Below are 26,927 nucleotides of genomic sequence, written 5' to 3'. Positions count from 1 at the left end.
AGCTCGATGCCATGCACGAGAGCCAGGCGCCGGACGGTAAACGACGGCCCCGAATCGTGGTGCCCAGCCGCAGTGATCCCCTGCTGCAAAAATTCACCGAGGTGATCGGCGGCCCGCTGGGGACCAGGTCGGATCCCGGCGTGGTCTCCCCCGTCATCTATTCGGTGGAACGGGTTCTCATTGTCCTCACGGCGCTGGCAGCCCTGGCGGGGATCCTGCTGAAAGGGTATTGCAGGGTCAACGGCTGGGAAACTCCCACGCAGTTCTATGCCACTTGCTACTCGGATTTCCCCGAACTGTTCCGGAACCGCGGCATGGCGGCGGGAGTCTTTCCCATCCTGGGCAGCGGCAGCCAGTTCGAATACCCGGTGCTCCTCGGCTTGATAGCGGGGGTAACGGCGTGGCTGGTGCCCAGCGGCGAGGCAAGTGCGCGGGCCCTGGCCTACTTCGACATCAACGCCGTGCTGCTCGCGGCGGTGGCCATGGCCACCGTGCTGGTGATTGCCCGCATGCCCGGCCGCAGGCCCTGGGATGCCGCCATGGTGGCCGTGGCGCCGGGGATCATCCTGGCCGGAACCATCAACTGGGATCTGTGGGCTGCGTTCCTGCTGGCACTTGGAATGTACTTTTTCGCCCGGCAGCAGCTTGTTCCCGCCGGGCTCATGATCGGCCTCGCAACCGCCACCAAGCTGTATCCGCTCCTGGTGCTGGGCGCCATTCTGCTGCTTGCCGTGCGCACCGGACGGTGGCGCCCGCTGCTGGTGACCGGGGGCAGCGCAGCCGCCGCTTGGGTCCTGGTCAATCTCCCCTTTGCCGCCGCCAACCCTGCCGGGTGGGCCTATTTCTTTGAGTACAGCGCAGACCGGGGCGCCGGCTACAGTTCAGCCTGGTTTGCCTACAACCTGGTGGCGGACCGACTGGGCTGGTCCGGGATCGGCGCCGGCGGGGTCAACGTTCTGTCCGTCACGTTGTTTGCTGTGGCCTGCGCGGGCATCGCCGCTGTTGCCCTGACCGCCCGCCGCCGCCCCCGCCTGGCGCAGCTGGTGTTCCTGATCGTCGCGGCCTTCATCCTCACCGGCAAGGTCTATTCGCCCCAATACGTGGTGTGGCTCATTCCGCTGCTGGCCCTGGCAAGGCCGCGGTGGCACGACTTCCTGGTCTGGCAGGGTATCGAAGCCCTGCATTGGGCTGCGATCTGGATGTACCTTGGACAGGTGACCAGCGCAGGTTCCTCCCAGCACAACCTGGACATGCCCTACTACGTCCTGGCTGTCGCCGCGCACATGGCCGCGGTGGCGTACCTGATGGCGCGCGTCGTGTGGGACATTTACGATCCCACCTACGATCCCATCCGCCGGCACCATCTCGACGATCCGCACGGGGGGCCGTTCGCGAACGTACCGGACCGGATGCGGCTTAAGCCACTGCGCCCGGCCTCATTCCCCACTTCGAAGGAGGGGGCCCGTGCCTGACGTGGCGGTAGTGGGCTCGGGCCCGAACGGACTCTCGGCAGCTGCGGTCATGGCACGGGCCGGACTTTCTGTGGAGGTCTTTGAGGCCGCAGCAAAGATTGGCGGCGGAACGCGGACCACCGAGTTGATGCAGCCGGGGCATTTCCACGACGTCTGCTCCGCAGTGCATCCAATGGCCCTGGCCTCCCCGTTCTTCCGGGCATTCGAGCTGCCCCGCAGGGTGGACCTCATCACCCCGGACGTGTCATTCGGTTCACCGCTGGAAGGCGGCCGGGCAGCCCTGGCCTACAAATCGATGGACCGGACGGTCGAGGGACTGGGCCAGGACGGGCCCGCGTACCGGCGGCTCATGGAACCGTTGGTCCGCCATATTGACGACGTCATGGACTTCACCCAAAACCAGCTCCTCCGGATCCCCCGGAACCCGCTGGTGGCCGGCGTCTACGGACTGCGGACCCTGGAACAGGGGACCGGGCTGTGGAACCTTCGGTTCCGGGAGGAACTGGCGCCCGCACTCCTGAGCGGGGTAGCCGCCCACGCCGTCTCCCATTTGCCGTCCCTGGCAGCCTCGGGAGCCGGGCTGATGCTCGGCGCCCTGGGGCACGCCGGCGGATGGCCCATCCCGCGCGGCGGTTCCGCCTCCATCGCGGCAGCACTCGCGGACGACATCCGCGCCCACGGGGGCGTCATCCACACCGGAACCCCCATAGACCGGCTGGAGCAGCTTCCTGCCACCCGTGCCACCTTGCTGGACGTGGCACCCAAGGGGTTGCTGGACATGGCAGGGTCCTCACTTCCCGGACGCTACCGGAGGGCCCTGGAGCGCTTCCGCTACGGCAACGGATCCTGCAAGGTTGACTTCATCCTGTCCGGCCCCGTGCCATGGCAAGCCAGAGGACTTTCCGACGCCGGCACCGTGCACGTGGGCGGTACGCGGGCCGAGTTGGCACGCTCGGAGAACGAGGTCAGTGCCGGACGGCACCCTGAACGGCCCTATGTGCTCGTGGCCCAACCGTCCCGCTTCGACCCCGGCCGCGCCCCGGCAGGCCGGCACACACTGTGGACGTACTGCCATGTTCCTTCCGGCTCCACAAAGGACATGACCAGCCAGGTTGCGGCCCAGCTGGAACGGTTCGCCCCGGGCTTCCGCGACCTGGTGGTGGAATCACACGCCATCACCGCAGCGGAGTTGGCCGAGTACAACCGGAACTACATTGGCGGCGATTTCAGCGCCGGCATCATGGACCTCCGTGGCCTTGTCCGGAAGCCGGTAGTGTCGCCGGTCCCGTGGCGGACACCGCTGCTGGGCGTCTACCTGTGTTCGTCGTCGACACCGCCGGGTCCCGGGGTCACGGGCATGCCCGGGATGCACGCCGCGAAGCACGCTTTGAAGGATGTCTTCAAACTGCCGGTGCCGGACCTGGGTCTCTAGGTTCCGAAGCGGCAGGTGCAGAGGACGCCGGTGGCGTCCTCGGTGGCCGGCCCGGGGGATAATGGCGCCATGGGGAAATCAACAAAACTTTCGCTTGCCATAGCTGCACTCATCCTGGGAACCTCGCTGGTGGCCTGCGACGACGGAAAGTCCGGCGCCGAAGCCGCGGCACAACAGCTGGCCACGGCAGTATCGGCCCTGGACGTGGGATCGGTTGCGTTTGACGGCAAGGACGCCGCCGCAGCCAATGACCAGCTGCACCAGGTCTTTGCGGCCTTGGATCCGCAAAAGCCCGAGGTCCAGGCGGGCGGACTCACGCTGGACGGCGATAAGGCCTCCGCCCCGTTGAACTACACCTGGAAGTTTGGCGATGCGGAGTGGAAGTACACCATCCCGGCGAACTTCAGGAAGTCCGGCGACAAATGGCTCACCGTCTGGAATCCGGGCCTCCTGGTGCCTGGCCTCGGGGACAGCGAAATTGTGACCAAGGGATCCCAGTCCCCTCAGCGTGCCGACATCCTTGGCGCCGGAGACGTCCCGTTGGTGACTTACCGTCCCGTGGTGAACGTGGGCATCGACAAGCCCCAGCTGGGCAGCGCGGACCCTGCCGATTCCGCCGGAAAACTGGCGGCCCTTGTAGGGGTGGATCCTGCCGCCTACGTGCAGCAGGTCAAGGCAGCCGGTGCGCAGGCCTTCGTTCGGGCCATCACCCTGCGGGAAGAGGGAAGGACCATCTCCGATGAGCAGATCCGGGCCATCCCGGGCGCCCGCGGCATTCCGGCATCGATCCCCCTGGCTCCGAGCAGGACCTTTGCCCGTGCCGTGCTCGGTTCGGTGGGGGAAGCCACGGCCGAACAGATCGAAGCGTCCGATGGTGCCCTGGCTCCCGGAGACGTCACGGGCATCGGCGGGCTCCAGCAGCAATACGACGAACAGCTCCGCGGATCGGACGCCGTGGTCATCCGTGCCCAACGCGCCGACCTTACGCGGGAACAAATCCAGTCCGCCGGCACCGACCCCCGGCGCGTCCTCTTCCAGGTGGAGCCCAAGCCTGGGACGCCGCTGAAGACTACCCTTGACCCCCGGCTGCAGACCCTGGCCGAGAGCACCCTGGAGGGAGTGGGGCCGGCGTCAGCCATCGTGGCCCTTCGGCCTTCCACCGGTGCCGTGCTGGCAGCGGCTTCGGGGCCGGGCAGCAACGGGTACAACACAGCCATGCTGGGGCAGTACGCCCCGGGTTCCATCTTCAAGATGGTGGACTCGCTGGCCATGTTCCGCAACGGGATGACGCCGGACTCCACCGTCCAGTGCACCCCCACGCTCACCGTGGACGGGCGGACCTTCAAGAACTCCGAAGGGTACCCGGAGACCTCCCTGGGTGCAGTGACCCTGCGGGACGCCTTTGCGCACTCCTGCAATACCGCCTTCATTTCCCAGCGGGACGCGGTGTCGCAGGGCCAGCTGGAAGCCGCCGCTACGTCCATGGGGGTGGCGGTCGAAGCGCCGAAACTTGGTGCTGAAGCCTTCCTCGGTTCGGTTCCCGGGCAGGCCCAGGGCACCGAACACGCAGCGTCCATGATCGGCCAGGGCAAGGTACTGCTCTCCCCCTTGTCCGCGGCCATCATGGCAGGCTCGGTGGCCAAGGGCGCCCCCGTCTCCGCGCAACTGGTGCTCAACCCCGATGCGGGGGCTCCGGCTGCGGGAACGACGGCGGGCTCCACTGCTCCTGCCGCCGCACCTTCCGCGACGGCGACCGCCGAGGCACCATCCACGGCTTCCGACAAGCCGATCACGGCCGCGGAGGCTGCGTCACTGGCAGACATGATGCGTGCGGTGGTTACGTCGGGCCACGCCGGCTTCCTTTCGAGCGTTCCCGGGGCGCCTGTCGGAGCGAAGACCGGAACCGCCGAGTTCGGCAACGAGAATCCGCCGAAGACCCATGCCTGGATCGTGGCCGTCCACGGCGACCTGGCCGTGGCCGTCTTCGTGGAGGACGGCGGCCTGGGCGCCACCACCTCCGGCCCGCTGCTGAAGCAATTCCTCACCGCCGCCGGCTAGGGACGGCCATGGGAGGATTGACGGTGTGGCCCATATTGACGTTTCCGGCATCGACTACTTCCTCTCCGACGGCACCCAGCTCCTGAACGGGGTGACCTTCAAGGTTCCGGACGGCACCAAGACCGCCCTGATCGGACCCAACGGCACAGGCAAGACCACGCTGTTCCGGATCATCGCAGGAGACCTGGTCCCGGACGAGGGTGTCATTGGACGCTCCGGAAACATGGGCATCATGCGCCAGTTCGTGGGGCAGGTGCGGGACGGCTCCACCGTCCGGGACCTCCTGGTGTCCGCCGCTCCCCCGGCGCTGGCTTCCGCCGCCCGCGAGGTTGATGACGCCGAACTGGCCATGATGGAGCACGACGACGAACCCACTCAGATGCGCTACGCCCAGGCCATCGTGGACTGGGGGGACGCCGGCGGCTACGACGTCGAGACCGTCTGGGATGAGGTCTGCATGGCCGCGCTGGGACTGCCGTTTGACCGCGCACAGCACCGCCCGGCGTCGACCCTTTCAGGCGGCGAGCAAAAGCGGCTGGTGCTGGAGGCACTGTTCGCCGGCCCGGACGATCTCCTCCTCCTGGACGAACCGGACAACTACCTTGACGTGCCCGGCAAGCGCTGGCTGGAGGAGAAGCTGAATGAGTCCAGGAAGACCGTCTTCTTCATCAGCCACGACCGGGAACTGCTGAACAACGCTGCCGGCCGCATTGTCACCCTGGAGCCCGGCATCAACGGGGCCGCCGCATGGATCCATGGCGGCGGGTTCGGATCCTACGTGGAGGCGCGGGCGGACCGGAACGCACGGTTCGAGGAATTGCGGAAACGCTGGGACGAGGAGCACATCAAGCTCAAGGAACTCGTCAACATGTACAAGAACAAGGCCGCTTTCCGCTCAGATATGGCCAACCGCTACCATGCCGCCCAGACCCGGCTGGCCAAGTTCCTTGAAGTGGGGCCGCCGGAGGCACTGCCCATCGAGCAGAACGTGCAGATGCGGCTCAAGGGCGGGCGGACCGCGAAGCGTGCCATCGTGGCGGAGCAGCTGGAACTGACCGGGCTGATGAAGCCCTTCTCCACAGAGGTCTGGTTCGGCGACCGCGTGGGCGTGCTGGGCTCCAACGGCTCCGGCAAGTCACACTTCCTTCGGCTGCTGGCCACCGGCGGCACCGACCCCGAACGCGAGCACCTGCCGGTTTCCGACGTGGAGATCGCAGAGGTACCGCACGAAGGCACCGTGAAACTGGGCGCCAGGATCCGGCCCGGATTCTTCGCCCAGACCCATGTCCGTCCCGACCTGTTGGGAAAGACGCTGCTGGAAATCCTGCACCGCGGCGATGAACACCGTTCCGGCCTTGGCCGGGAGGCAGCCGCAGGTGCACTGGACGGTTACGGGCTTGCAGGACAGTCGGAACAGAAGTATGAGTCCCTCTCTGGCGGGCAGCAGGCACGGTTCCAGATCCTCCTGCTGCAGCTCAGCGGTGCCACCCTGCTGCTGCTCGACGAACCCACGGACAACCTGGACCTGCATTCGGCTGAAGCACTGGAACGGGCCATTGACCACTTCGAAGGAACCGTCCTGGCGGTCACCCACGACCGCTGGTTCGCGCGGACATTCGACCGGTTCCTGGTGTTCGGCTCCGACGGGAAGGTTTACGAGTCGGCTGAGCCGGTATGGGACGAACAAAGGGTTGACCGCGTCCGCTGAGAGGTTGCCCTATCAGATATGGCTGTTATACCGATGGATTAGCAGCCGTAACTGATGGAGCAAACCGTTATCTCTCTTTCTTACTGAGCAAATGATCATTGACTGTTAGCATATGCTCATGAAGACCGATGAGCGGCACCGGGCCATTGCCGAAATCCTCCGGCGGCAGCCCGAGGTAAGCGTCGAGGACCTGATGCAGGCCTGTGCCGCCTCCGGCGCAACCATCCGCCGGGACCTTGAAGTACTGGCAGGCCATGGCGTCCTCCGAAGGGTCCACGGCGGTGCACGGAGCCTGATCGGCCACGGACAGAACCCCGGCTATGGACAGCGCGAGCTGGAGGACCAGGACGCGAAGAAGCGCATCGCGGCTGCCGTGGCGGGACTGCTGGTCCGGGGTGAACATGTCTGGCTTGACAGCGGCAGTACGGCAACGGAGGTGGCCCGGGCAGCGCTTGGCCGGGAACTGACCCTGATGCCCATGTCCCTGCAGGCCCTCAATGCAGCCACAGGCGGGGACAATGCCGGGGGCGCCCGCCCCACTCTGCTGCTGCCCGGCGGTAGCGTGGTGCCCGGCGAACTCTGTTTCCGCGGGCCCCTGGCCGAGTCCAACATCAGGTCGCTGCGCTTTGACACCGCGGTGGTCACGCCCTGCGCCGTGGATTTCCACGACGGCCTGCTGGCCCACGACCTGGAGGATGCAGCGGTAAAGAAAGCCGGCCTGGAGTCGGCGGCACGCGTGGTGGTGGCCGCCTCAGCAGCGAAGTGGCACGCCAATGCCCGGGTACTCGTCGCCGGCCTGGACCGGGTGGATGTGATCGTGACGGACCGGAAACTCAGCGCCAGGGACAAAGCCGAACTCGAAAAATACTCTGTGGAAGTAGTGAGCGTATGAGCACCAACACCGGCACCGAACAGCAGGCCGGCCTGAGGGCCGCCGCCGCAGCCACGTTCGTGGTCTTCGGCATCAACGGACTGGTGTTCGCCAGTTGGGCGGCCAGGATCCCTGCCGTCACGCAAACGCTGCACATCACGTCCGGCCAAATGGGCACGCTGCTGCTGTGCACGGCCGTGGGCTCGTTGCTGGCACTGCCCACCGCCGGCCTGGTGGTCGGCAGGATTGGCACCGCCAACACGGTCCGCTTTGCCGGCCTGCTGGCGGCGGCGGCAGGCGTGGGCATTGCCCTGTCACTCTCGGCCACGTCCATTCCCGGAACGGCCGTGTCGCTGTTCTTCTTCGGCATTGGCATCGGGCTCTGGGACGTGGCACAAAACATCGAAGGCGCCGACGTGGAGCATAAGCTCCGCCGCACCATCATGCCCCAGTTCCACGCGGCCTTCAGCGGCGGCGCATTCGTTGGAGCCCTCGTGGGGGCAGGGCTTTCCACCCTGGGCATCGACCTCCCGCTGCATCTCCTGGTGATTGCCGCCGTGGTGGTGCTCGTGGCCCTGGTGGTTCCGCGCTATTTCCTTCCTCACATCTCAACCGCCCCCGCCGAAGGGGAACCGAAGCCGGCCAAGGGACCTTCCGCCTGGAGGGACAGCAGGACTCTGCTGATCGGCGTAGTAGTCCTCGGCGCCACGCTCACTGAAGGCGCTGGCAACGACTGGATTGCCAAGGCATCGGTGGACGGACTCGCGGCCTCCGAGTCAACCGGGGCGCTTATGTTCGCCCTCTTCGTCCTTGCCATGACGGCCATGCGGTTCCTCGGCGGCCGCGTTATCGACAGGTACGGACGGGTCACCGTGTTGCGGGCCAGCATGGCCGCGGCAGCTGCCGGACTGGGTCTCTTTGTGCTGGCCCCCAACATCTGGCTCGCCGGCATCGGCGCGGCCCTTTGGGGCGTTGGTGCCGCCTTGGCCTTCCCAATGGGCATGTCCGCTGCCTCCGATGACCCACAGCACTCCGCTGCCCGCGTTTCGGTTGTATCCACCCTCGGGTATATATCCTTCCTCGCAGGACCCCCGCTGCTGGGTTACCTGGGTGACCTCACCGGTATCCACACTGCCCTGCTGGCGATCATGGCGCCCATCCTGGTGGCCCTGCTTCTGGCCGGAGCCGCAAGGCCCCTGCGGAGCGGGGAGCGGGCCGCTGAGCGGGAGTAGCACTTGGGGTTAGGGTGATCACATGCAAAGCGCAAGGCCGCGGGGACGAAGCTGGGTAAGCCGCCTCGATAGATACCTTCTCAAGCATGTATCAAACCTCCCGGGCGGCAACCATGACACGTTCTTTCGCCGGCTCTCAGCCTCAGCCAACAAGGGCAAACTCTGGATGGGGGCGGCGGCGGTCCTGGCACTCTTCCCAGGCAAGACCCGGAGGGCCGCGCTGCACGGCCTGCTCGCCCAGGGGGTGGCCTCCGCCGTCACGAACGTGGTGTTTAAAACACTGCTCCCCCGGACCCGCCCGCTCCCCGAGCACCTGCCGGTCTTCCGCTTCGTGCATCCGCAGCCCACGAGCTCGTCCATGCCGTCGGGGCACTCAGCGTCTGCCATAGCGTTTGCTGTCGGCGCCGGCCTTGTTCGTCCCGCCGTGGGTGCCGCCCTGGCTCCCGCCGCCTTGGGAGTTGCCTACTCAAGGGTGCACACCGGCGCGCACTGGCCCTCGGACGTCCTCTTCGGTTCAGCGCTTGGTGCCGGTGCCGCCCTGGTGACACGGCACTGGTGGCCGGTCCGTCCGCCGATACCGCAAACCACCAGGGCCTGGACCAGTGCACCTGAGCTGCCGGACGGCGAGGGCCTAAGCATCGTGGTGAACACTCTGGGCGGGTCGTTCAAGGAGGAAACCGCGTCAGCGCTCAAGGAAGTATTTCCCAAGGCGCATATAAACACCGTGCAGCCTGACGAGGACCTGCTGCAGCGGATTGCCGCCACCGCTGACTTCCCCGGTACCCGCGCCCTGGGCGTGTGGGGCGGTGACGGAACCGTGGGAGCGGCAGCCGCTGCCGCCGTCGAACGTTCCATTCCCCTGCTGGTCCTGCCGGGGGGAACCCTGAACCACTTTGCCCGCGACGCGGGGACAGGAAGCCTGAAGGATGCTGTGGAAGCGGCAGGCAAAGGTGATGCGGCCCTGGCTGACATCGGCGTCGTAACCGCGGAACGTGGCCTGGCGGGAAGCCCAGAGGTATCCGAACTGGTCATGCTCAACACCTCGAGCATCGGCCTGTACCCGAACTTCGTGCGGCGGCGGGAGTACCTGCAGCCGGCGCTGGGGAAGCCGTTGGCCGGCGTCGTGGCGATGTTCAGGACCTTTGCCGCGGGCACCCCCATCACGCTGTCCGTGGACGGAGTGGTGCACAAGGTGTGGATCGCCTATCTTGGCCGGGGCCGGTTCTACCCCCGGGACCATGCGCCGCTTCTCCGGCCGGTGATGGATGACGGGGTGCTGGATGTGCGGATGATTACCGCCGATGAATCCTTCGCACGGGTGCGGCTGCTGTGGTCCGTGCTGACGGGCACGGTGGCAGGTTCCAGCATCACCCACCTGCGTGAGGCCACGGAAGTCAGGATTGACGCCGGGGGCGCGCCCATGGCGCTGGCAGTGGATGGAGAAGCGCTGGCCGGAGTCCGCAGCGTTGCCTACCGGATCCAGCCGAGGGCCCTGACGTACTACTCGCCGCGCCGCTGACCAGTGGCGGCGGCAGGAGGCGGACCCTGATTCTCCCCTGAATCATCCCTGATTCCGGGGAAAACCTGCCCGGGCGTCGGTAGCGTAGGGCATGAACATCCACCAAACACCGTCCGCAGCCCCGCGCTGCCGTGCAAAAGGATTCTCCATGATCGAGGCAAACGGGCTGACCAAGGTCTACGGCGCCAAAACCGCCGTGGCCGGTGTCAGCTTTACCGTCAGGGCAGGGCAAGTGACAGGCTTCCTGGGCCCGAACGGCGCAGGAAAGTCCACCACCATGCGGATGATCATGGGACTGGACCGGCCGACGTCGGGATCCGTCACCGTGAACGGCCTCCCTTATGTCCGGCACAAGGCACCCCTGCGCGAAGTGGGTGCACTGCTGGACGCCAAGGCCGTGCATACCAGCCGCAGTGCCTACAACCACCTGCTGGCCATGGCCGCCACACACAGCATCCCCAAGTCCCGGGTGCACGAGGTCATTGAGATGACCGGACTGGACGCCGTGGCACGCAAGAAGGCCGGCGGCTTCTCCCTGGGAATGGGCCAGCGGCTGGGCATTGCCGCGGCCCTGCTGGGGGACCCGCAGACCCTCATCCTCGACGAACCCGTCAATGGCCTGGACCCGGAAGGCGTGGTCTGGGTGCGGAACCTGGTCCGTTACCTCGCGGGGCAGGGACGCACGGTGTTCCTTTCCAGCCACCTGATGAGCGAGATGGCGCAGACCGCGGACCACCTGATCGTCATTGGACGCGGCCGCGTGATTGCCGACGCACCCATCCACGACATCATCACCGGCAAGGGCCAATCCCGGGTCCGCGTCCGCACGGACGAACCTGGCCGGCTCCACCAGCTTCTTGCCGCACGGGGGGCATCCATTGACGTCCCCGAACGGGAAATGCTTGAAGTGACGGGCCTGGAGCCCAGAACAATCGCGGCGGCCGCCCTGGAAAACCAGGTCATGGTCTACGAACTCACGCCGCTCGTCGCAAGCCTCGAGGAGGCCTACATGGAACTGACAAAGGACGACGTCGAATACCACTCCCTTCCCGCTGCGGAGGTCAGCAAGTAATGAGCGCAATGGCCACTGAATCCACGTCCTCGCCCGAACCTGCAGCATCCGCCGGGAGCCGCAACGTCCGCAACGGCGGGCGCTCCCTGCCCGGCCCCACATTCCTCCGGGTGCTGAACTCGGAAGTCATCAAGTTCCGCAGCCTCCTTTCCACGCTGATCCTGCTGGCTTCCACCGCGGTGGTCATGGTGGGTTTCGGCGCCCTCTCCGCATGGGGGACCGGCCAGTTCGCCGACGCCGCCACGCGGGATCCGCAGGCCGCGGCCCGGATGGCCGCCCAGGGCGGCGACCTCGCCGTCAGCGTGCCCACCTCCGGCATCGCCTTCGCCCAGCTGATCCTGGGGTCCCTCGGCGTGCTGCTCATGAGTTCGGAGTTCACCACCGGGATGGCGCGGTCCACTTTCGCAGCCGTGCCCAGGCGGCTGCCAGCGTTCGCGGCAAAGCTCGTGGTGGTCATGCTGACATCGTTCTTGGTCACCGCTGTGTCCACCTGGGTGGCCGGACTGGTGGCCGTGCCCATCCTGGACAACTATGGGCTCACTCTGGATCTTGGCAGTTCGCAGTCCCTGAAGCTCCTGTTGGTCAACAGCATCTACGTGGCAGCCGTCGCCGCAATCGGCATGGCGCTCGGCACGCTGATCAGGAATTCCGCCGGCGGCATCATGAGCCTGGTGGGCATCTTCTTTGTGGCGCCCATCGCCTTCCAGCTCATCCCCGGGGACTTCTTCAAGGAGGCCCGGAAGTACCTGCCGGGCAACACGGTTGAGCCGCTGACGGCCGCTCAGCACGTTCCCGACACACTGGAAGCCTGGCAGGCGGCGCTGGTCCTCGGCGGCTGGGTGGTCATCCCCGTCCTGCTCGCCGCAGTCCTGCTGAAACGGCGGGACGTCTAGGGGGAACCGCGGCGTCCGCACCGCGGCGTCCGTCCCGCATGGAACGAACGCCGCGTGGTTTCCGGCACATTACAAAAGTGCCTAAGAGGAAACTTTATTTGCCGCTGATGGTTCCTGCTTGGAGTCACGTCCTGTTGGGCACAACCAGGTCTGTTGGAGTGCACAAAGCAAGGCGCATAATGGCGGACCTAGGGTGAAACGACGATGTGGTGCATCACACGGTCCCCGGTGGTCCGCCACGGCACCTCGCCCAACCTCTGCTATTTCCCCAACAGGACGGCGCTTCCATGCATGCTGACCAGCAACTTTCAAAGTCCCTGAAACCCAGGCACCTGTCCATGATCGCCATCGCCGGCGTCATCGGGGCCGGCCTCTTCGTCGGCTCGGGCGCCGCGATCCAGCAGGCGGGCCCCGGCATCCTCGTCGCGTACGCTGCCGCCGGCCTGGTGGTCATCCTGGTCATGCGCATGCTGGGGGAGATGGCCGCCGCAAACCCGGAGACCGGCTCCTTCTCCACGTACGCGGACAAGGCACTGGGCCGCTGGGCAGGGTTCAGCATCGGCTGGCTCTACGCGTGGTTCTGGATCATCGTCCTGGGCATCGAGGCCACCGCAGGTGCAGCCATCATGCACCGTTGGGTGCCGGGCATTGACCAGTGGGTCTGGGCCCTGGTCCTCATGGTGCTGCTGACGCTCACCAACCTCGGTTCGGTGAAGTCCTACGGTGAGTTCGAGTTCTGGTTCGCCTCCATCAAGGTGGCAGCGATCGTCCTCTTCCTGGTCTTCGGCGCCGCCGCCATCCTGGGCCTGATCCCCGGCGTCCCGGCCCCCGGCCTGAGCAACCTGATCAACAACGGCGGCTTCATGCCCAACGGTCCGGGCGCTGTCCTGGCCGGAATCCTCGTGGTGGTCTTCTCCTTCTTCGGTGCCGAGATCGCCACCATTGCCGCCGGCGAATCCGAAAACCCCGTGGACGCCGTCAAGAAGGCCGTGAAGTCCACCGTGTGGCGCATCCTGGTCTTCTACATCGGTTCCATCGCCGTAGTGGTCACCCTGCTTCCGTGGAACTCGGCCTCTGTGGCCAAGAGCCCCTACGTAGCGGTCATCGAACTGTTCGGCATCCCGGGCGCCGGAACCATCATGGACGTGGTGGTGCTGACCTCGGTGCTCTCCTGCCTGAACTCCGGCCTCTACACCGCCAGCCGCATGCTGTTCTCCCTCTCCACCCGGGGTGACGCGCCGCGTGCGTGGACCCGCATCTCCCGCCGGGGCGTCCCCGCTGCCGCCGTCCTCGCCTCCACCGTGGTCGGCTTCGTGACGGTTGGCCTGAACTACATTGCCCCGGACACGGTGTTCCTCTTCCTGGTCAACACCTCCGGTGCCATCGCACTGTTCGTGTGGCTGGTCATCTCCGCCTCGCAGCTGGTCCTCCGACGGCGCATGGGAGCGGCAGCGAAGGACCTGCAGCTGAAGATGTGGCTTTTCCCGTACCTCACCTGGGCAGCGATCATCAGCATCGTGGCGCTGCTGATCGGCATGGTGATCGTCGAATCCACCCGCGAGTCCCTGCTGCTCTCGCTTGCACTGGCCGCCGTCGTAGTGGCGGTGGGCGTCCTGCGCTACCGCGGGAAGGGCCATGCCACCGCCGGACAGCCGGCCGTGGCAGCCGAGGCTGCATCCGCACCTGCCGAGTAGGCGCTTCGCTAGACTCGGGACCATGCCTTTGCCTTCCTCTGCCGCAGACCACATCCAGGACCTTGGCGCCTATGTCAGCGCATCGCCGTCGAGCTTCCACGCTGCGCATGAGGGGGGCCGGCGGCTGGAGGAGGCCGGGTTCACCCGCCTGGATGAGCTGCAGCCGTGGGAGGGCGGGCCCGGTTCCTTCTTCATCATCCGCGACGGCGCCCTGATCGCGTGGCTGGTCCCCGAAGGTGCGGGACCAGCCACGGGATTCAACATCCTGGGCGCGCATACCGATTCGCCGTCGTTCAAGCTCAAGCCCAAGCCCACCACCGGTGCCCACGGCTGGCTCCAGGCCGGAGTGGAGATCTACGGCGGCCCCCTGCTGAACTCCTGGCTGGACCGCGAGCTGCGGCTCGCGGGCCGGCTGGTGATGCTCGACGGCACCGAGCACCTCACGGCCACCGGGCCGCTGCTCCGCTTCCCGCAGCTGGCCATCCACCTGGACCGGGCAGTCAACGACGGGCTGACGCTGGACAAGCAGCGCCACATGAACCCGGTGTGGGGGCTGGGGAATCCGGCGGACTCCGACCTGCTGGGTGTGCTGGCAGCGTCCGTTGCCGGCGCATCCGTTGATCCGGGCCAGATTGGCGGGTACGACGTCGTCATGGCGGACACGCAGGCACCGGCGGTTTTCGGGGGCAAGGGGGAGTTCTTCGCGTCAGGGCGGCTGGACAACCTTTCAGCCACCCACGCCGGCCTGGCGGCGCTGGCCGCGCATGCGGGCACTGCAGCTGAGGGCGGACCGATTGCGGTCCTTGCCGCGTTCGACCACGAGGAGATCGGCTCCAACTCCCGCTCAGGGGCATGCGGGCCCATCCTCGAGGACGTGCTGGTGCGCATCTCTGACGGCCTGGGCGCGACGGTGAGCCAGCGGCGGCAGGCCCTGTCGGCGTCGTTCTGCCTCTCCGCCGATGCCGGGCACGCAGTGCATCCCAACTATCCGGAGCGGCACGACCCCGCCAACCACCCCGTGCTGAACGGGGGTCCGCTGCTGAAGATCAACGCCAACCAGCGCTATGCCACCGACGCGTTCGGCGCAGCCTTCTGGGCGCGGCTCTGCGGCGAAGCAGGCGTTCCGTACCAGGAATTCGTGTCCAACAACGTGGTGCCCTGCGGTTCCACCATTGGCCCGCTCACCGCTACCAGGCTGGGAATCCGGACCGTCGACGTCGGTGTGCCGCTGCTGTCCATGCACTCAGCGCGGGAGCTGTGCGGGGTTGAGGATCCGCGCCGCCTGGCCGCTGTGACGGAGCTGTTCTTTCGGACTGAGGCGCAGCGCTAACGGATCCTGCCGTAGCTGTACATTCCGTGGTCAATCTCGTGGGCCGGCACCCCAACCCAGGTTTCGCCGTCGGGAACATTGCTGAGCACCCCCGCGCCCACGCCGATCGTTGCATAGTCTCCCACCGACGTTCGTTCCCGGACGCTCGAATTCAGTCCGAGATAGGCGCCTTTGCCAATCCTGACGCCACCCCCAAGTGAAACGCCGGCGGCAAACGTCGCAAAGTCGGATACATCCACGTCGTAAGAGAACGTGGCGGATGGCATGGCCACCACGTGGGAACCCAAAGTGACGGCGGCAGTAAGGGTGACGTTGCGCAGGAGGATGGTGCCGCGCCCCACCCGGCAGCCTTCCGGGTACTGGACTGAAGGGTCCACCGCAGTGCCGTACCTCGATTCGCCGATGCCGAGGGAAGCCAGGTGCGACACCACCGCTTCGCGTTCCCTGCTCGCGGCCATGCACACCAGGAGGAAGGCGTGCGTGTAGTTCACGGCATCATCAATGCTGCCAAGGACGGGGGCGCCGTCCACGGTGATACCGGCCATTTCCCTGTCATCGTCGAGCAGCCCAACAACGTCGTACTGGCCGCTGCTGCGGACCATGGCCAGCACTTCACGCGCCAGGCCACTGGCACTTACCAGGATCAGTTCGCTCACGTGATCGCTCAGGCAGCAGTCTGCCGGGGGTTCGTTACTGGGGTCCGCTCCATGCTGTACCTTTCCGGCCGTGCCTGACGTCCTCTGAACGTGGCACAAGGATATGCGCCGGGCCCACATCTTCCGGCTGGACGTCGAAGGCTTTGTGGATTCCGCCTGGGAACTATGTGGAAACTGCGGGTGCCTGCGCCATTACAGGACAGGCAGAACGTACGGCTGCGCAGCGGTGGTTGCCTTGCCTGCGGCAAGGGCCGTCAGCTGTGCCCGGGACTCGACGCCGAGTTTGCGGTAGATGGCCGTGAGGCGTACTTCGACCGTGCGGACGGAAACATAGAGCGTGGCTGCTATTTCCTTGTTGCGCATGCCCCGGGCCACCATCATGGCCAGGGACCGCTCATGGTCCGCGAGCAACAGCATTGACGGATTGCCCTGCGGGCGGGCGGGCTCCCACCGTTCGTCCAGCAGGAGGGCGTCCACATGCTGGGTCCAGGCATCTGCCCCGGCCTCATCAAACATCACCTTGGCCCGAAGCAAGGCCTCCCGTGCGTGGCGCAGCCGGCCGAAGGCATGGAGCCGTTCCGCGTAGCACATCAGGGTCCTGCCCCGCTCGAGCCTGTGCCCGTTCCTGTCCTCAACCGCCTGGTTGAAGAGATGCAGGGACTGCTCGCCATCGGCAAGCATAGCCCGGCTCCGGGCAACCACCATCAGCAGCCATGGTGAGCGCAGCCCCACCGGGCGGGTTTCGAGTCGCTGCAGCGCCTGCGTGGCCTCGCGGTGCCGGCCCAGGCGGACCAGAACCTCCACCAGGTCGGCCTCGCAGCGCAGCAGGGTTGGATTGCCCAGGCCCATTCCAATCTCGGCTGCCCTGGCCAGCTGGGCCACGGATTCCGCCAGATCACCCCGCAGGAGGGCAAAGTGGCCCTGACAGGCCGCCAGCTGTGCCGTCAGGGCAGGGTGGTTTCCGGCCCGCACATATCTTTGGGCTTCACTGGCCTCGACGCGCGCGAGTTCGTCATCGCCCAGCGAGCAGGCACGCCAAACCCGGAACAGGTGCCGCGTTCCCCGGTGGTAATTCATCCCGGGTTCGGACAGCTCCAGTTCGTCGATGAGCCTGATGGCCGCTCCCACGTTTCCGGCACGGATCTCATTATCGATGGCCATGAGGGCTGCGGTTTGATGCCAATTGGCGTGCTCCGGTGCGGCGGAACCGTGAAGCATCGCGAAGGTTTCACGGGCGCTTTCATGCTGCTCGGCGTAGGTAAAGGCCCGGCCACGCAGCAGGAGACCGGCCGGGCGGGCGCTGCCCATCGGGGCGCTCTTGCCGGCCTGCTCGTGCTTGCGCACCGGGTTGGGCCTCGCGCCGCTGATGGATTCGAGCAGGAGTCTGGCATGTTCGGCAACGGCCACGTGCTGCACGGATGCGGAGCCGCGGAATGCGCTGGCCTGGCGCAGCAGCTCAGCGGCCTCCTTCAGCTCCCACCGCTCGGCGTAATACAGGGCGCCGACGGCCAGCAAACCCGCTGAATACCCCGGCTGGTGCTGGCCAAACTCCTTCACAAGCCGCTGCACCATGCTGCACCGCACGGCGGCGCCCTGGACGAACTGGATTTCGAAGGACAGTCCGGTCAGGCGCAGGATCAGGGCGGGGTCGCGCGTCATTCCCTGCGCCCATTCCACGTACCGGCGCGCATATACCAATTCGCCGCGTGAGAAGAGCAGTTCTGCCAGTCCGGTCAGGCGTTCAGCCGTTTCCGCTTCCGACGGGTTGAGGGCGAGGGCGCGCTCAATGAACTCCACGGCGACAGCCAGTTCGCCTCCCCGGACCAGGTCCACCGCGTGGCGGAGCAGCTGGAACGGAGTTCGACGGTCCAAGGCGGTAAAGCTCAAGTGCCAGCTGCGGACCTGGCGGTCCGTGTCCCGTGCCGCTTCCGCCATGGCACGGTGGTTGGCCGCGCGGGCCTCCTGCGGCATGGCAGCGTAGACATGGCCCCGCAGCAGTTGGTCCGCAATCCAGAGGTGTTGTCCCGATCTCTTCACCAGGCCGGCAGCCAGCAATTCCTCTGCCGCAGTCCACGCCTCCGGGTGGATCTTCACGATAGTGGAGACGTCGCTGCGGTAGGAGAGTGCCAGCAGGTCCAGCACCGTACGCGTCCCGGGGGCCAACGCCGCCACTGCTGAGGAGTGCTCTGCGTCAAAGCTGCTTTGGGTGGACAGCGGGACGGGAAGGGCATACCTGCCATCGGCGTACCTCGCCAGCAACCGGTTATAAAGTTCGACGGCGGCAAGCGGGTTGCCGCCGGTGGCTGCGGCAACTGCGTGGGCCGCCGCCGTCGTGGTCCTTCCAGCGGGGATGCCTTCGAGCATCCGCACGGTGTCGCTGTGGCTCATTGCCTGCAGGTGCAGCGCCGGAAGGCCGCTGAGCGGGCTTCCGGGGCGTTCCTGCCGCATGCCGGCGAACAGCACCACCTCCGTGCCGGCCAGCCTCCGCGCCAGGAACCCAATGACTGACTGGGTGGCGGGATCGAGTGTGTCGGCGTCGTCAATCACGATGATGGTCCGCGACGATGCGCGCTGGTGCAGGCTGCCAAGCAGCATGGCGGACACGGCAGGCACGGTCATTGCCTTCGCACTGGACCGCATCAGTTCATCGGCAGCCCGGTTGAGGACTGGATCGTCCATTTCGTTCAGGAGCACGGTCAGCCCGGACAGCGGCCAGCCTGATTCGGCGCCGCTGGGGGACAGGAAGACGGTCCGGTAATCGGAGAGGGAGCGTATTCCGGATAACAGGGCTGATTTGCCCATGCCCCGGCCGCCGATGACCGCCAGGGCCGTTTCCTTGGGCCCGCGGATCGCGGAAAGAATCCGGTCTATTTCTTTGTTTCGACCCACAAGCGGCATGGCGTCCCCAATCGTCGAAGAAGGAGACCGCTTTCTTGTACTGCCGGATTAAATGCCGGCCCCGCCACCCCAAAGCGCAGGCCGATACATGCGAATATAAACCCGCCATCGGGCTATTTGCCGCTGGATTGCATCAAGATTGGGATCATAATTGCCCAAGGTCCCGTCTCCGTCCCGTCTCCGCCGGCGGAGCCCTGCCGCCGCCGTCGTCAAGGCCCGGGAAACCGCGGCCAGCAGCGCCGGCACCGGCTGTCCGGGGTGAATCACGAAGAGTGGGGTGGCCAGCCCCCTACTTTAAACCTTGGGGAACGCAATATCCCCTATACCTAATATCCGTATCAGTCCTATAACCCTGTACTTGCCTTATTGCAGGAAATCCAGCTGTAGAAACTGAGTACTCGCTACTGGTGACACTCGAAACAGGTCCAAATAGGCTTTCGTCACGGCCAGAGTCAAAGGCTAACGAGAGCTGGGGCCCGAGACCAGACCCATGACCGGATAAAGCGTCAAAGTCGCGCTCGGCTTCCAAGCGGGCGGGTTCATTGTAACTATCCGCACACGTCATGAAGTGGTGAGGTATTTGTCCATTTCCATCCAGCTCCCAATAACTCTAGCGATGCAGGGCGCGGAGCCCGGTAAGGCCTCCGTCAGCGTCGTCATTCCTACACTGAACGAAGCCAGGAACATTCCATGGGTCCTTCGCAGGATGCCGTCCTACGTCGATGAGGTAATCATCGTGGATGGCCGGTCCACCGATAACACCGTGGGGGTAGCCCAGGCCATCCGCGACAATCTTGTCATTGTCAATGAGCCACGCAAGGGGAAGGGCGTGGCCCTTCGCTCAGGGTTCGCCGCCGCCTCAGGTGACATCATTGTCATGCTCGACGCGGACGGCAGCATGGACCCGCAGGAGATCGGATGGTTCGTTTCCCCGCTCCAGCATGACTATGACTTCGTCAAGGGATCGCGACATGTCACCGGTGGGGGATCGGAAGACCTCACCCGGTTGCGGAAAGCCGGCAACCAGGCGCTGACCCAGCTGGCCAACGCAGTGCTGCACAGCAATTACTCCGATCTTTGCTACGGATACATTGCGTTTCGACGTGAATGCCTCGATATCCTGCAGCTGGAATCAGACGGATTCGAAATCGAGACTGAGCTGATTGTCCGGGCGGCCAGGGCCGGCCTCCGGATCGCGGAAGTTCCCAGCATCGAACTTGACCGGATCTCCGGAGCGTCCAACCTGCAGACCTTCCGCGACGGCTGGCGGGTGCTGCGGAAGCTGGCCCACGAATGCGTCATGTGGGAGGCACCCACGGCCGGCGCCCGGCCCGAAGCTCTCCGCCGGGTCAAGTACGCCTATGCCAACGTCAGCGTTCCGCGGACCCCGACGGACCCGCAGAGCATTCTTGCATTGGTTCAGGGGGCTTAGCATGTTGGATCGTATTGTCCGTCCGAGCGTTTCGATCGTGATTTGCGCCTACACCGAGCGTCGTTGGGACCTTTTGCTGGATGTTATCGAGTCTGTCCGCGCCCAGACTGTCGCCCCCCAGGAGATCCTGGTGGTCGTCGACCACAATGAGGACCTGTACGAGCGGCTCCTGGCGATTGTCGATGATGTGACAGTGGTGCAGAGCGAAGGCCCTCCGGGCCTTTCCGGCGCCCGTAACACAGGTGTTGGTCTGGCCGAGGGCGACATCGTGGCCTTCCTCGACGACGATGCCGTGGCCATGCCCAACTGGCTGGAGCGCCTGCTGGTCCTTTACGACGATCCGGATGTGCTGGCCGTTGGCGGCCGCGTCGAGCCCGTATGGGACCGGGGCCGCCCGGGTTACTTCGGTGAAGAACTGGACTGGATCGTTGGGTGCAGCCACCGGGGAATGCCCACTGTTGCCTCCGAAGTCCGGAACCTCATCGGGGCAAACATGTCCTTCCGGCTCGATGTCCTCCGGCAGGTTGGCGGCTTCAACATCGCGCTTGGCCGGCAGGGCAATCTGCCCCTTGGCTGCGAGGAGACAGAGATCTGCATCCGCTCCACCATGGGCACACCCGGCTCCAGGATCGTTTACGAACCGGCGGCCTTGGTTCGGCATCACGTTCCGGAGGAGCGGGGGACTGTGCGCTACATGCTCTCGAGGTCCTGGTCGGAGGGTCTGTCCAAAGCACAGGTCAGCCACGTTGTGGGGCACAAGCGGGCCCTGGGTCCCGAGCGGCGTTATGTCCGCAGCACCCTCCCGCGCGCCGTGTTCTCGGGAATCCGGGATTGGAGCCGGGGCGACAACCCCATGGGACTGGGGCGTGCGGGTTCGGTCCTGGCGGTGTTGGCCTTCACCTCGGCCGGCTACCTGCGCGGCCGCCGGATGGCCCACTCCTCCAGCACCCAGCTGACCGCCACTCCGCAGGGTGCGGTGTGGCGGGAAGTCCAATGAGGGTGGATTTCTAGGCAAGGTTTCGTCGCCAACAGGAAAGACCTCTTAGGTTGCTGCCAACCTAAGAGGTCTTTCCTATGGGGAGCTCCATCAGCTGCCTGCGCGTGCCGTTCCGAGGAGCTGCAAGGGCTGTCTCCCGACGCTTCACAGCCGCAAGGTGGGGGTCAGGGGGCGTCCGGGTGCCAGTACCGCAGGCCGCCGCCTGTGGTGCCGTCGTCGGCTACATCGATCAGCGCATAGGGGAAGGCCTGGCGGTCCAGTACATCCGGGCCCTGGCCGCGGATGTCCGATGACCAGGTGCCGGTGTTGATGTACCGGGTTGAGGACGTTTCCAGTGCCGATTCAATCGCCCGGTGTGTGTGGGCGGAGATGTACCAGGCAACCGTGGAGGCGTGCGTGTCAAGAATCCCGGCCACCCGGGCTGCAGCAGCAGGAGCTTGTCCACTCCTGACATTGCGCCCGGTGGCCGCAAGCACCATGCGGGTGGCGGTGAGCGGGAGCGCCGACACCGTCCGGAACCGGGACAGGCGTGCCAGCTCGCGCACGGCGGTCCCGTTGAGCCTGAGCCGCTGCGATTCGGTCTGCAGCAGCTCGTCGTATTCGGGGCGGCGGATACGGCGTTCCGCGCGTTCTGAGGCCAGGCAGGCCAGGGCAACGGCGCCGGCACGGTTCAGGCGCGATGCCGCCGGCTGGGCGTGCCAGGCGGCGAGGGGTGGCAGGTCCAGCTCGTCAGTGCCATTGACTGCAGTCCGCAGCACCTCGGGTATCCGGTGCAGCGCGTGGTGCAGGTGCCCGTGCTCGGCCACGAGGACGGAGGGGACGTACAGGAGCCACGGGTGCACCCGGACCCGCGTGGGGTCATCCCGCGCCAGCAGCGCGGAAAGCCGCGCGGCCACGGAGGGCCGGGCCAGCTCCACGTCATGGTTCCCGCACACGAAGTGCAGCTGGACGCCGCGCGCCGCACACGCTTCCAGCGACCGGAACGTGTCCGGGTGCCGGGCGAGGATGGATTCAAGCCGGGCCAGGCTCTCATCCTCGCTCAACCCTGCGAGTTCGAAGGTGTCACCAACGAAGACGAGGTGCTGCTGCGGACCTGGGGCTGCGGGCAGCTGGCTGCGGATGAACTCCGGCAGAACCCTGCCCGGATGGCGGGGATCGTCGTCGGACACGTCCAGGTGGAGGTCGCTGAGAAGCAACCAGCGTGCCGCGCGGCCCAGGCTCACGTAAGCAGTCCGAGGACGCGCGGCAGGAGGAGGAGCAGGAAAGCCGCCCACATGATGCCGACGACGATCCTGCTGTTCCTTGCCCGGTTCTGGACCGCCGGGCCTGCAGGCTGCCCTGCGGTCTGCCCCGTGGTTTGCCCGGTGTCTGGTCCGAGTCTCCGGACCTCGAGGGTTACGAGGGTGACGAGCAGCACGGCGGCCGCAAGTACTCCTGCCAGTTCCATCATGATGCGACCTCCTGCCGTGCCCGCGCCAGGCAGGCGAGGACAGTAATGACGGCCATTGTCACGACGCACGCCTGCCACGACCATACGGTGAGGTAGAACATGGCCGTGGACACGGCGGTGAGTGTGGCCAGGCCGAGTCCCAGGACGAGGAGCACGCCCAGGGCGGCGTCGGTGGTTGGGACGAGCCGGGCGAGCGCCTGGCCCGGGAGCAGGATAAGGACGCCTATCGCGGCGACCGTCTGCAGCGGTGTCGGCAACCCGACCAGCGTGACCAGGGACAGCACCACGGCCGCAATGCCCAGCGCCAGCGTAGGCCGGCTCAATTCCCGGAAGTTCATGGTTCCACCCTGTATACGCGTGCGTTGTTGTTGCTGTAAGCGAGTTCCACGCCGTCCTGGGCATCGAGCCAGGCTTCCAGCTCATCGAATCCACTTGGAGTGGTCTGACCCTGGACTACCAGGCTCGACTCCGCCGAACTCATTAGAAGCAGATAGCTGCCGGCGGCATTGTGCTTGGCGTAATGGTAGACGACTGGCCCGCACGTTGCAGCGGACAGGTCGGGTGGACAGAGGTCCTCAATGGTCCGGTATCGGTGTCCCAGGTAGTCCGTGTTGCGCCATGGTGTTGGATGGGCAGCCGAGATAATGGCCGAGCCAGGGGGCGCCATGCGGTCCAGGGTGGCGACGGCGGATATCTCGTCGTCGGTGAACACGTCATACTGGGCGTTGCCGAAGCGGCCTGTCACGGTCATCCCGGCGAACACCAGGCAGGTGAGCACGAGGCCACCGGCAACCCGGGAAGAGGGCCGGTATCCGGTGGTCGTGGGAAGCAGGACCGAAGACGCCTGCAGCGCGACGAAGGGGAGCGCGAACAGCGATATGCGGATGAGCATTTCCCCTCCATAGGACTGAGCGGGAAAGAGGAACACAGGGGTGACGGCGAGCAGGAGCACCCGGAGGTCAAGACGCCGCCTGCGCCAGTCACGTACCGTTCCTATCGCGGCGAGCGTCCACAGCAGGAGAGTGAGGGCTATCCGGACCTGCACCACCAGCACGTGGCCGGCAGTCCCGTTCGTCCGGTCGACGACATTCGCCTCGATGGCGGTCTGCAAGCCTGCGTCCGCCAGGGGCGGGTGGCCCAGGAGGTACGTGCTTGCGGGAAAGACGAGCCAGAGCATCAGTACGACGCCGGCGATCAGGGGCAGCCTGCTGGGCAGGAGGCGTCCGCTCAAGGTAAGGGCGGTAAGGGCGATCAGTACCATGAACGGCGTGAGCTGGTGGCTGGCAGAAATGACCACGATCAGCAGGAGGGTTGCCGCCAGGGCGGCCACCCGGTGGCCCGGCCGGGACTCGGCAGGGTACCGGCCACGCCACCACGCTGCCAGGTCGGCGCGCCGGAATCCGCGGAAGGGCGGGGCCTTTGCGGCCAGCGGGCCGAGCGCCAGCGCCACCACCACCAGGTACAGGAAGAAGCCGAAAGCCTGGGGGGAAAGATAGTCCTGGTCCTGCCAGTTGCCGAGGCAGAAGAGCCAGAGCACCAGCCAGCGTCGCCGCGGGTCGCTCGTCAGGCTGCGTGTCACCACGGCCACGCCCACGAGCCACAGGCCCACGTTAAATACCGGTGCCCAAAGTGCCAGGGTCACGGGATCGAGCCCGGTGGCCCCGAGGACGGTCGCCAGGAGGGCGAAGAAGCCCGGCCAGTTGAAGTACGCGTCGATGTTGGGGTCGATCGCCACATTGCGTGACATGGCGTCCGCGATGCCGAGGTGGCGGAACGCGACTTCACCCCGGGGTATGTCCGTCACGAAGACTGCGGCACCGAAGAGAACGAGAACCAGTACCACCAGGAGCCATACCATGACGGGGCTTCGTGCGGGGCCTGCGGCATCCCCCCGCAGCGCCATGACGAAGGCGACGTTGAGGATCAGGACGCCTGCCCAGAACGGGAAGGGCAGCACGCCGACGAGCCCCACGTCACTGTTCACGGGCAGCACCACCGTGGAGGCGGCCCACACAGCCAGTGCGAGCGACACCCCGCCAGCCACTGCGCACCAGATGTCGCGGGGTTTCCAGCGCGCCTGGGGTCGGATGGTCTCCTTTAGCGTGCTGGTCATGATGCCTCCTTTTTAGTGCGGCGGAGAATAGCTATAAGCCGGAGTCCGATGATGACGGCACCGACGGAGAGCACCACCAGCCACGCAAGGGCCATGGCGCTGGAGCCATTGCCGGCGGCCAACAGGGCTGAGGAGCAGAGGGCCGCTCCGAGGATCACCCCGACCGCAATGGACTCCGTATAGAGGCCCAGAACCCGGCAAACGGAGTTGTAGGCCTGCAGCACTGCATATGCCAGCACTCCGGCGGCCAACAACCGCAGGGTGCTGGTGGAGGCATTGGCGTACCTGTCACCGAGCAGATGGAGCAGAGGATGGGCTAAGACGATGAGGACCATGGCAGCGAGGCCGCCAAAAAGGAGGGACCAACGGAAACTGGCCCAGGTAGTTGCCGCCAGACGGGCCGGTTCACGGACACCCTCGGAGAATTGGACGATGCCTATCAGCATTGGTGCGGTGTAGGCAGCCCAGGCCATCATCCATGCGGGATACCAGTACGCGGCCACCTCCGGTGACACCAAGTGCGCAAGCAGGAGTGGCAGCACCAGCCCGGGGGCGCGTTCGGTGAGGGTGAGGAGCTGGTTTGGAATCCCCATCTTCAGTAACAAACGTCCGCGTGCAGGGTGCAGGGACGGTCGCGGCCGGTAGCCGACCAGTCTTCTCAACTGGATGGCACCGATGATGCAGGAGGCAGCCGAGCCGAGGGTCCAGCAGGCCATCAGGACGTCGGCTGAGGCGCCGTGGGCCAGCCATGCCACTGCTGCAGCGGCCCCGAGCGAGACCAGCCCGCCCAACGTGTACCTCAGCGTTGCGCTGCTGCCGCGTCCCAACGCTACAAGGGCCTGGTCCAGCACGGTGCACATCGTTCCCGTGACGGCGGCTACCACGAACGTCATCCAGAAGAGGACAGACATCGGGGCTGTGTCCGGTGCCACGAACAACTCCAGCACGAGGTAGCCGAGGGCCAGCAGGGTTCCTGCCACGCCCACGATGCCGAACGCCGCGTCCAGCACCCGTGCTGGCGGCTCCCCCCGTCCCACCGAGACGATGACAGCGGATCCGGTGCCCAGTACTGCAAGCTGGGTGCAGATCATCACCGCCGAAACCGCGGCAGTGGTGAGCCCTACCTCACGGTCGAACGTCGCGTGCGCGGCTACCACCCAGAAGGCGAACCCCGTGCCCGTCTGGGCAGCCTTGGCCAGGACCAGACCGAGCGAACTGCGCAGGGGGGAATGCCGGACGACGGGCGGGGCCTCCGTTGGAACGAGCTCACGTTCAGCCGTCACGACCTAAACCCCTCGCCATACCCGCATAGTTGTACCAGCAGAAGGCGATGTAATAGCGCAGCCATTTCGGTTGGCCTGCGGCGAGGCTTAGTGCGCTGCCGCGGACTGCCGCGGCGGCGGGCAGGAGCGCCAGCCTGGCGCCACCCCAGCCATGCTTGCGGACCATCCGGCCCAGGCCCGTACCATCCATGAGGAACTGGTCCAGTGCGAAGTCAAAGTCGTCTGCCGCGAACCTGTGCTCCACCATGACCCGCTGCGAGACCCCTGTCTTCATGCCTGACTGCCGCATCCGCCACCGCAGTTCGATGTCCTCGCCCGACTTGAATGCGTCATCGAAGCCGAGGCCCAGCATCAGGTCCCGGTCGACGAGCGTCGCGACAAGTCCGAACCAGTTGCGGCTGCGCCCGGTGCGATGGTGGTGCGCCAGGGCCTGACCCCAGTAGCCGGGCCCGGCGACGCTCTCCAGGCCGGCCTGGAGAGCGTCGTACCCGTCCTCCACCAACTCGATGAGAAGGTCCGCGACCCCCGTGGCACCGAAGACCACGTCGGCATCCACGAGCAGGACCCAGCGGGTGCTGCTGCTTTGGACACCGAGCGTGCGGGCCCAGGGCAGGCCCCGCCCCTCGTCACTGAGGACCCTGGCGCCGGCCGCATGGGCAATTTCCACAGTGCGGTCGGTGGACAACCCGTCCACCAGGATGATTTCTGCGACACCGGACTGGCGCAGGGCTTCGAGGCAGCGCGGAAGCAGTTGCTCTGCGTTGCGGGCCGGAACGACCGCGGTGACGTCTGCTGTACTGTAGCCCACGGTGTCCCC

At 66.2% G+C, this 26,927-nt stretch carries 21 protein-coding genes; 13 read left to right on the top strand and 8 right to left on the bottom strand.

Annotated elements, in window-relative coordinates; genetic code table 11:
* Positions 1–11: 11 nt before the first annotated feature.
* The 11 genes from FBY36_RS08725 to FBY36_RS08675 all read left to right on the top strand — a co-directional run bounded on the left by FBY36_RS08725 (position 12) and on the right by FBY36_RS08675 (position 15,281).
* Positions 12–1,472: a glycosyltransferase family 87 protein gene (locus FBY36_RS08725; RefSeq protein WP_142118613.1), complete on the top strand. Its 1,461-nt coding sequence runs from the start codon at positions 12–14 to the stop codon at positions 1,470–1,472.
* Complete coding sequence (locus FBY36_RS08720; RefSeq protein ID WP_142118611.1) at positions 1,465–2,904, top strand: phytoene desaturase family protein; 1,440 nt, start codon at positions 1,465–1,467, stop codon at positions 2,902–2,904. Before FBY36_RS08725 ends, FBY36_RS08720 begins: the two co-directional genes overlap by 8 nt.
* 69 nt (positions 2,905–2,973) lie before the next feature.
* Positions 2,974–4,962 carry a penicillin-binding transpeptidase domain-containing protein gene (locus FBY36_RS08715; protein ID WP_142118609.1) on the top strand — a complete coding sequence of 663 codons (1,989 nt, stop codon included), beginning with the start codon at positions 2,974–2,976 and terminating at the stop codon, positions 4,960–4,962.
* Positions 4,963–4,987: 25 nt separating this feature from the next.
* The gene (locus tag FBY36_RS08710) at positions 4,988–6,670 is read left to right on the top strand and encodes an ATP-binding cassette domain-containing protein (protein ID WP_142118607.1); all 1,683 of its coding nucleotides are present in this window, start codon (positions 4,988–4,990) and stop codon (positions 6,668–6,670) included.
* Between the two features lie 118 nt (positions 6,671–6,788).
* Positions 6,789–7,562: a DeoR/GlpR family DNA-binding transcription regulator gene (locus FBY36_RS08705; protein WP_142118605.1), complete on the top strand. Its 774-nt coding sequence runs from the start codon at positions 6,789–6,791 to the stop codon at positions 7,560–7,562.
* Complete coding sequence (locus FBY36_RS08700) at positions 7,559–8,773, top strand: MFS transporter (protein ID WP_142118604.1); 1,215 nt, start codon at positions 7,559–7,561, stop codon at positions 8,771–8,773. The genes FBY36_RS08705 and FBY36_RS08700 overlap by 4 nt, the downstream gene beginning before the upstream one ends.
* Before the next feature lie 22 nt (positions 8,774–8,795).
* Entirely contained in the window at positions 8,796–10,292 is a 1,497-nt protein-coding gene (locus FBY36_RS08695; RefSeq protein ID WP_142118602.1) for a bifunctional phosphatase PAP2/diacylglycerol kinase family protein, read from the top strand.
* 148 nt (positions 10,293–10,440) lie between these two features.
* Positions 10,441–11,364, top strand: coding sequence for an ABC transporter ATP-binding protein (locus tag FBY36_RS08690; RefSeq protein ID WP_142118600.1), 924 nt, complete (start codon positions 10,441–10,443; stop codon positions 11,362–11,364).
* A complete protein-coding gene (locus FBY36_RS08685) occupies positions 11,364–12,257 on the top strand; it encodes an ABC transporter permease (RefSeq protein WP_142118598.1) in 894 nt (297 codons plus the stop codon). Before FBY36_RS08690 ends, FBY36_RS08685 begins: the two co-directional genes overlap by 1 nt.
* A 287-nt stretch (positions 12,258–12,544) precedes the next feature.
* Positions 12,545–13,951 carry an amino acid permease gene (locus FBY36_RS08680; RefSeq protein ID WP_142118597.1) on the top strand — a complete coding sequence of 469 codons (1,407 nt, stop codon included), beginning with the start codon at positions 12,545–12,547 and terminating at the stop codon, positions 13,949–13,951.
* A 22-nt stretch (positions 13,952–13,973) separates the two neighbouring features.
* A complete protein-coding gene (locus FBY36_RS08675; RefSeq protein ID WP_142118595.1) occupies positions 13,974–15,281 on the top strand; it encodes a M18 family aminopeptidase in 1,308 nt (435 codons plus the stop codon).
* On the opposite strand, the gene FBY36_RS08670 is transcribed toward FBY36_RS08675, so the two are convergent.
* Positions 15,278–15,937 (bottom strand): PglD-related sugar-binding protein, encoded by a 660-nt coding sequence (locus FBY36_RS08670; RefSeq protein ID WP_142118593.1) that lies wholly within the window; start codon positions 15,935–15,937, stop codon positions 15,278–15,280. The two genes, FBY36_RS08675 and FBY36_RS08670, sit on opposite strands and share 4 nt — an antisense overlap.
* Before the next feature lie 192 nt (positions 15,938–16,129).
* Positions 16,130–18,835, bottom strand: coding sequence for a LuxR family transcriptional regulator (locus FBY36_RS08665; protein ID WP_142118591.1), 2,706 nt, complete (start codon positions 18,833–18,835; stop codon positions 16,130–16,132).
* A gap of 616 nt (positions 18,836–19,451) precedes the next feature.
* On the opposite strand from FBY36_RS08665, the gene FBY36_RS08660 reads away from it, so the two are divergent.
* Together FBY36_RS08660 and FBY36_RS08655 are read left to right on the top strand one after the other, a co-directional pair.
* On the top strand, positions 19,452–20,267 hold the full coding sequence (locus FBY36_RS08660; protein ID WP_142118589.1) for a glycosyltransferase family 2 protein: 816 nt from the start codon (positions 19,452–19,454) through the stop codon (positions 20,265–20,267).
* A 1-nt stretch (position 20,268) separates the two neighbouring features.
* A complete protein-coding gene (locus FBY36_RS08655) occupies positions 20,269–21,264 on the top strand; it encodes a glycosyltransferase family 2 protein (protein ID WP_142118587.1) in 996 nt (331 codons plus the stop codon).
* A gap of 164 nt (positions 21,265–21,428) precedes the next feature.
* On the opposite strand, the gene FBY36_RS08650 is transcribed toward FBY36_RS08655, so the two are convergent.
* Genes FBY36_RS08650 through FBY36_RS08625 form a run of 6 tightly spaced genes read right to left on the bottom strand, consistent with a single transcriptional unit; the run spans position 21,429 to position 26,918 of the window.
* Positions 21,429–22,487: a hypothetical protein gene (locus FBY36_RS08650; protein ID WP_142118585.1), complete on the bottom strand. Its 1,059-nt coding sequence runs from the start codon at positions 22,485–22,487 to the stop codon at positions 21,429–21,431.
* Positions 22,484–22,714 (bottom strand): hypothetical protein, encoded by a 231-nt coding sequence (locus tag FBY36_RS08645; protein WP_142118583.1) that lies wholly within the window; start codon positions 22,712–22,714, stop codon positions 22,484–22,486. Before FBY36_RS08645 ends, FBY36_RS08650 begins: the two co-directional genes overlap by 4 nt.
* Positions 22,711–23,052, bottom strand: a complete 342-nt coding sequence (locus tag FBY36_RS08640) for a hypothetical protein (RefSeq protein ID WP_142118581.1) — start codon at positions 23,050–23,052, stop codon at positions 22,711–22,713. Before FBY36_RS08640 ends, FBY36_RS08645 begins: the two co-directional genes overlap by 4 nt.
* Positions 23,049–24,827, bottom strand: a complete 1,779-nt coding sequence (locus FBY36_RS08635; RefSeq protein ID WP_142118579.1) for a glycosyltransferase — start codon at positions 24,825–24,827, stop codon at positions 23,049–23,051. The genes FBY36_RS08640 and FBY36_RS08635 overlap by 4 nt, the downstream gene beginning before the upstream one ends.
* Positions 24,824–26,110 (bottom strand): polysaccharide biosynthesis protein, encoded by a 1,287-nt coding sequence (locus FBY36_RS08630; RefSeq protein ID WP_142118577.1) that lies wholly within the window; start codon positions 26,108–26,110, stop codon positions 24,824–24,826. Before FBY36_RS08630 ends, FBY36_RS08635 begins: the two co-directional genes overlap by 4 nt.
* Positions 26,100–26,918, bottom strand: a complete 819-nt coding sequence (locus FBY36_RS08625; protein WP_142118575.1) for a glycosyltransferase — start codon at positions 26,916–26,918, stop codon at positions 26,100–26,102. Before FBY36_RS08625 ends, FBY36_RS08630 begins: the two co-directional genes overlap by 11 nt.
* Positions 26,919–26,927: the final 9 nt, after the last annotated feature.

Source organism: Arthrobacter sp. SLBN-122, assembly GCF_006715165.1.
Lineage (GTDB): Bacteria > Actinomycetota > Actinomycetes > Actinomycetales > Micrococcaceae > Arthrobacter.
The sequence above is the reverse complement of the archived record's forward strand: the minus strand, read 5'-3'. Positions and strand labels throughout refer to the sequence as shown.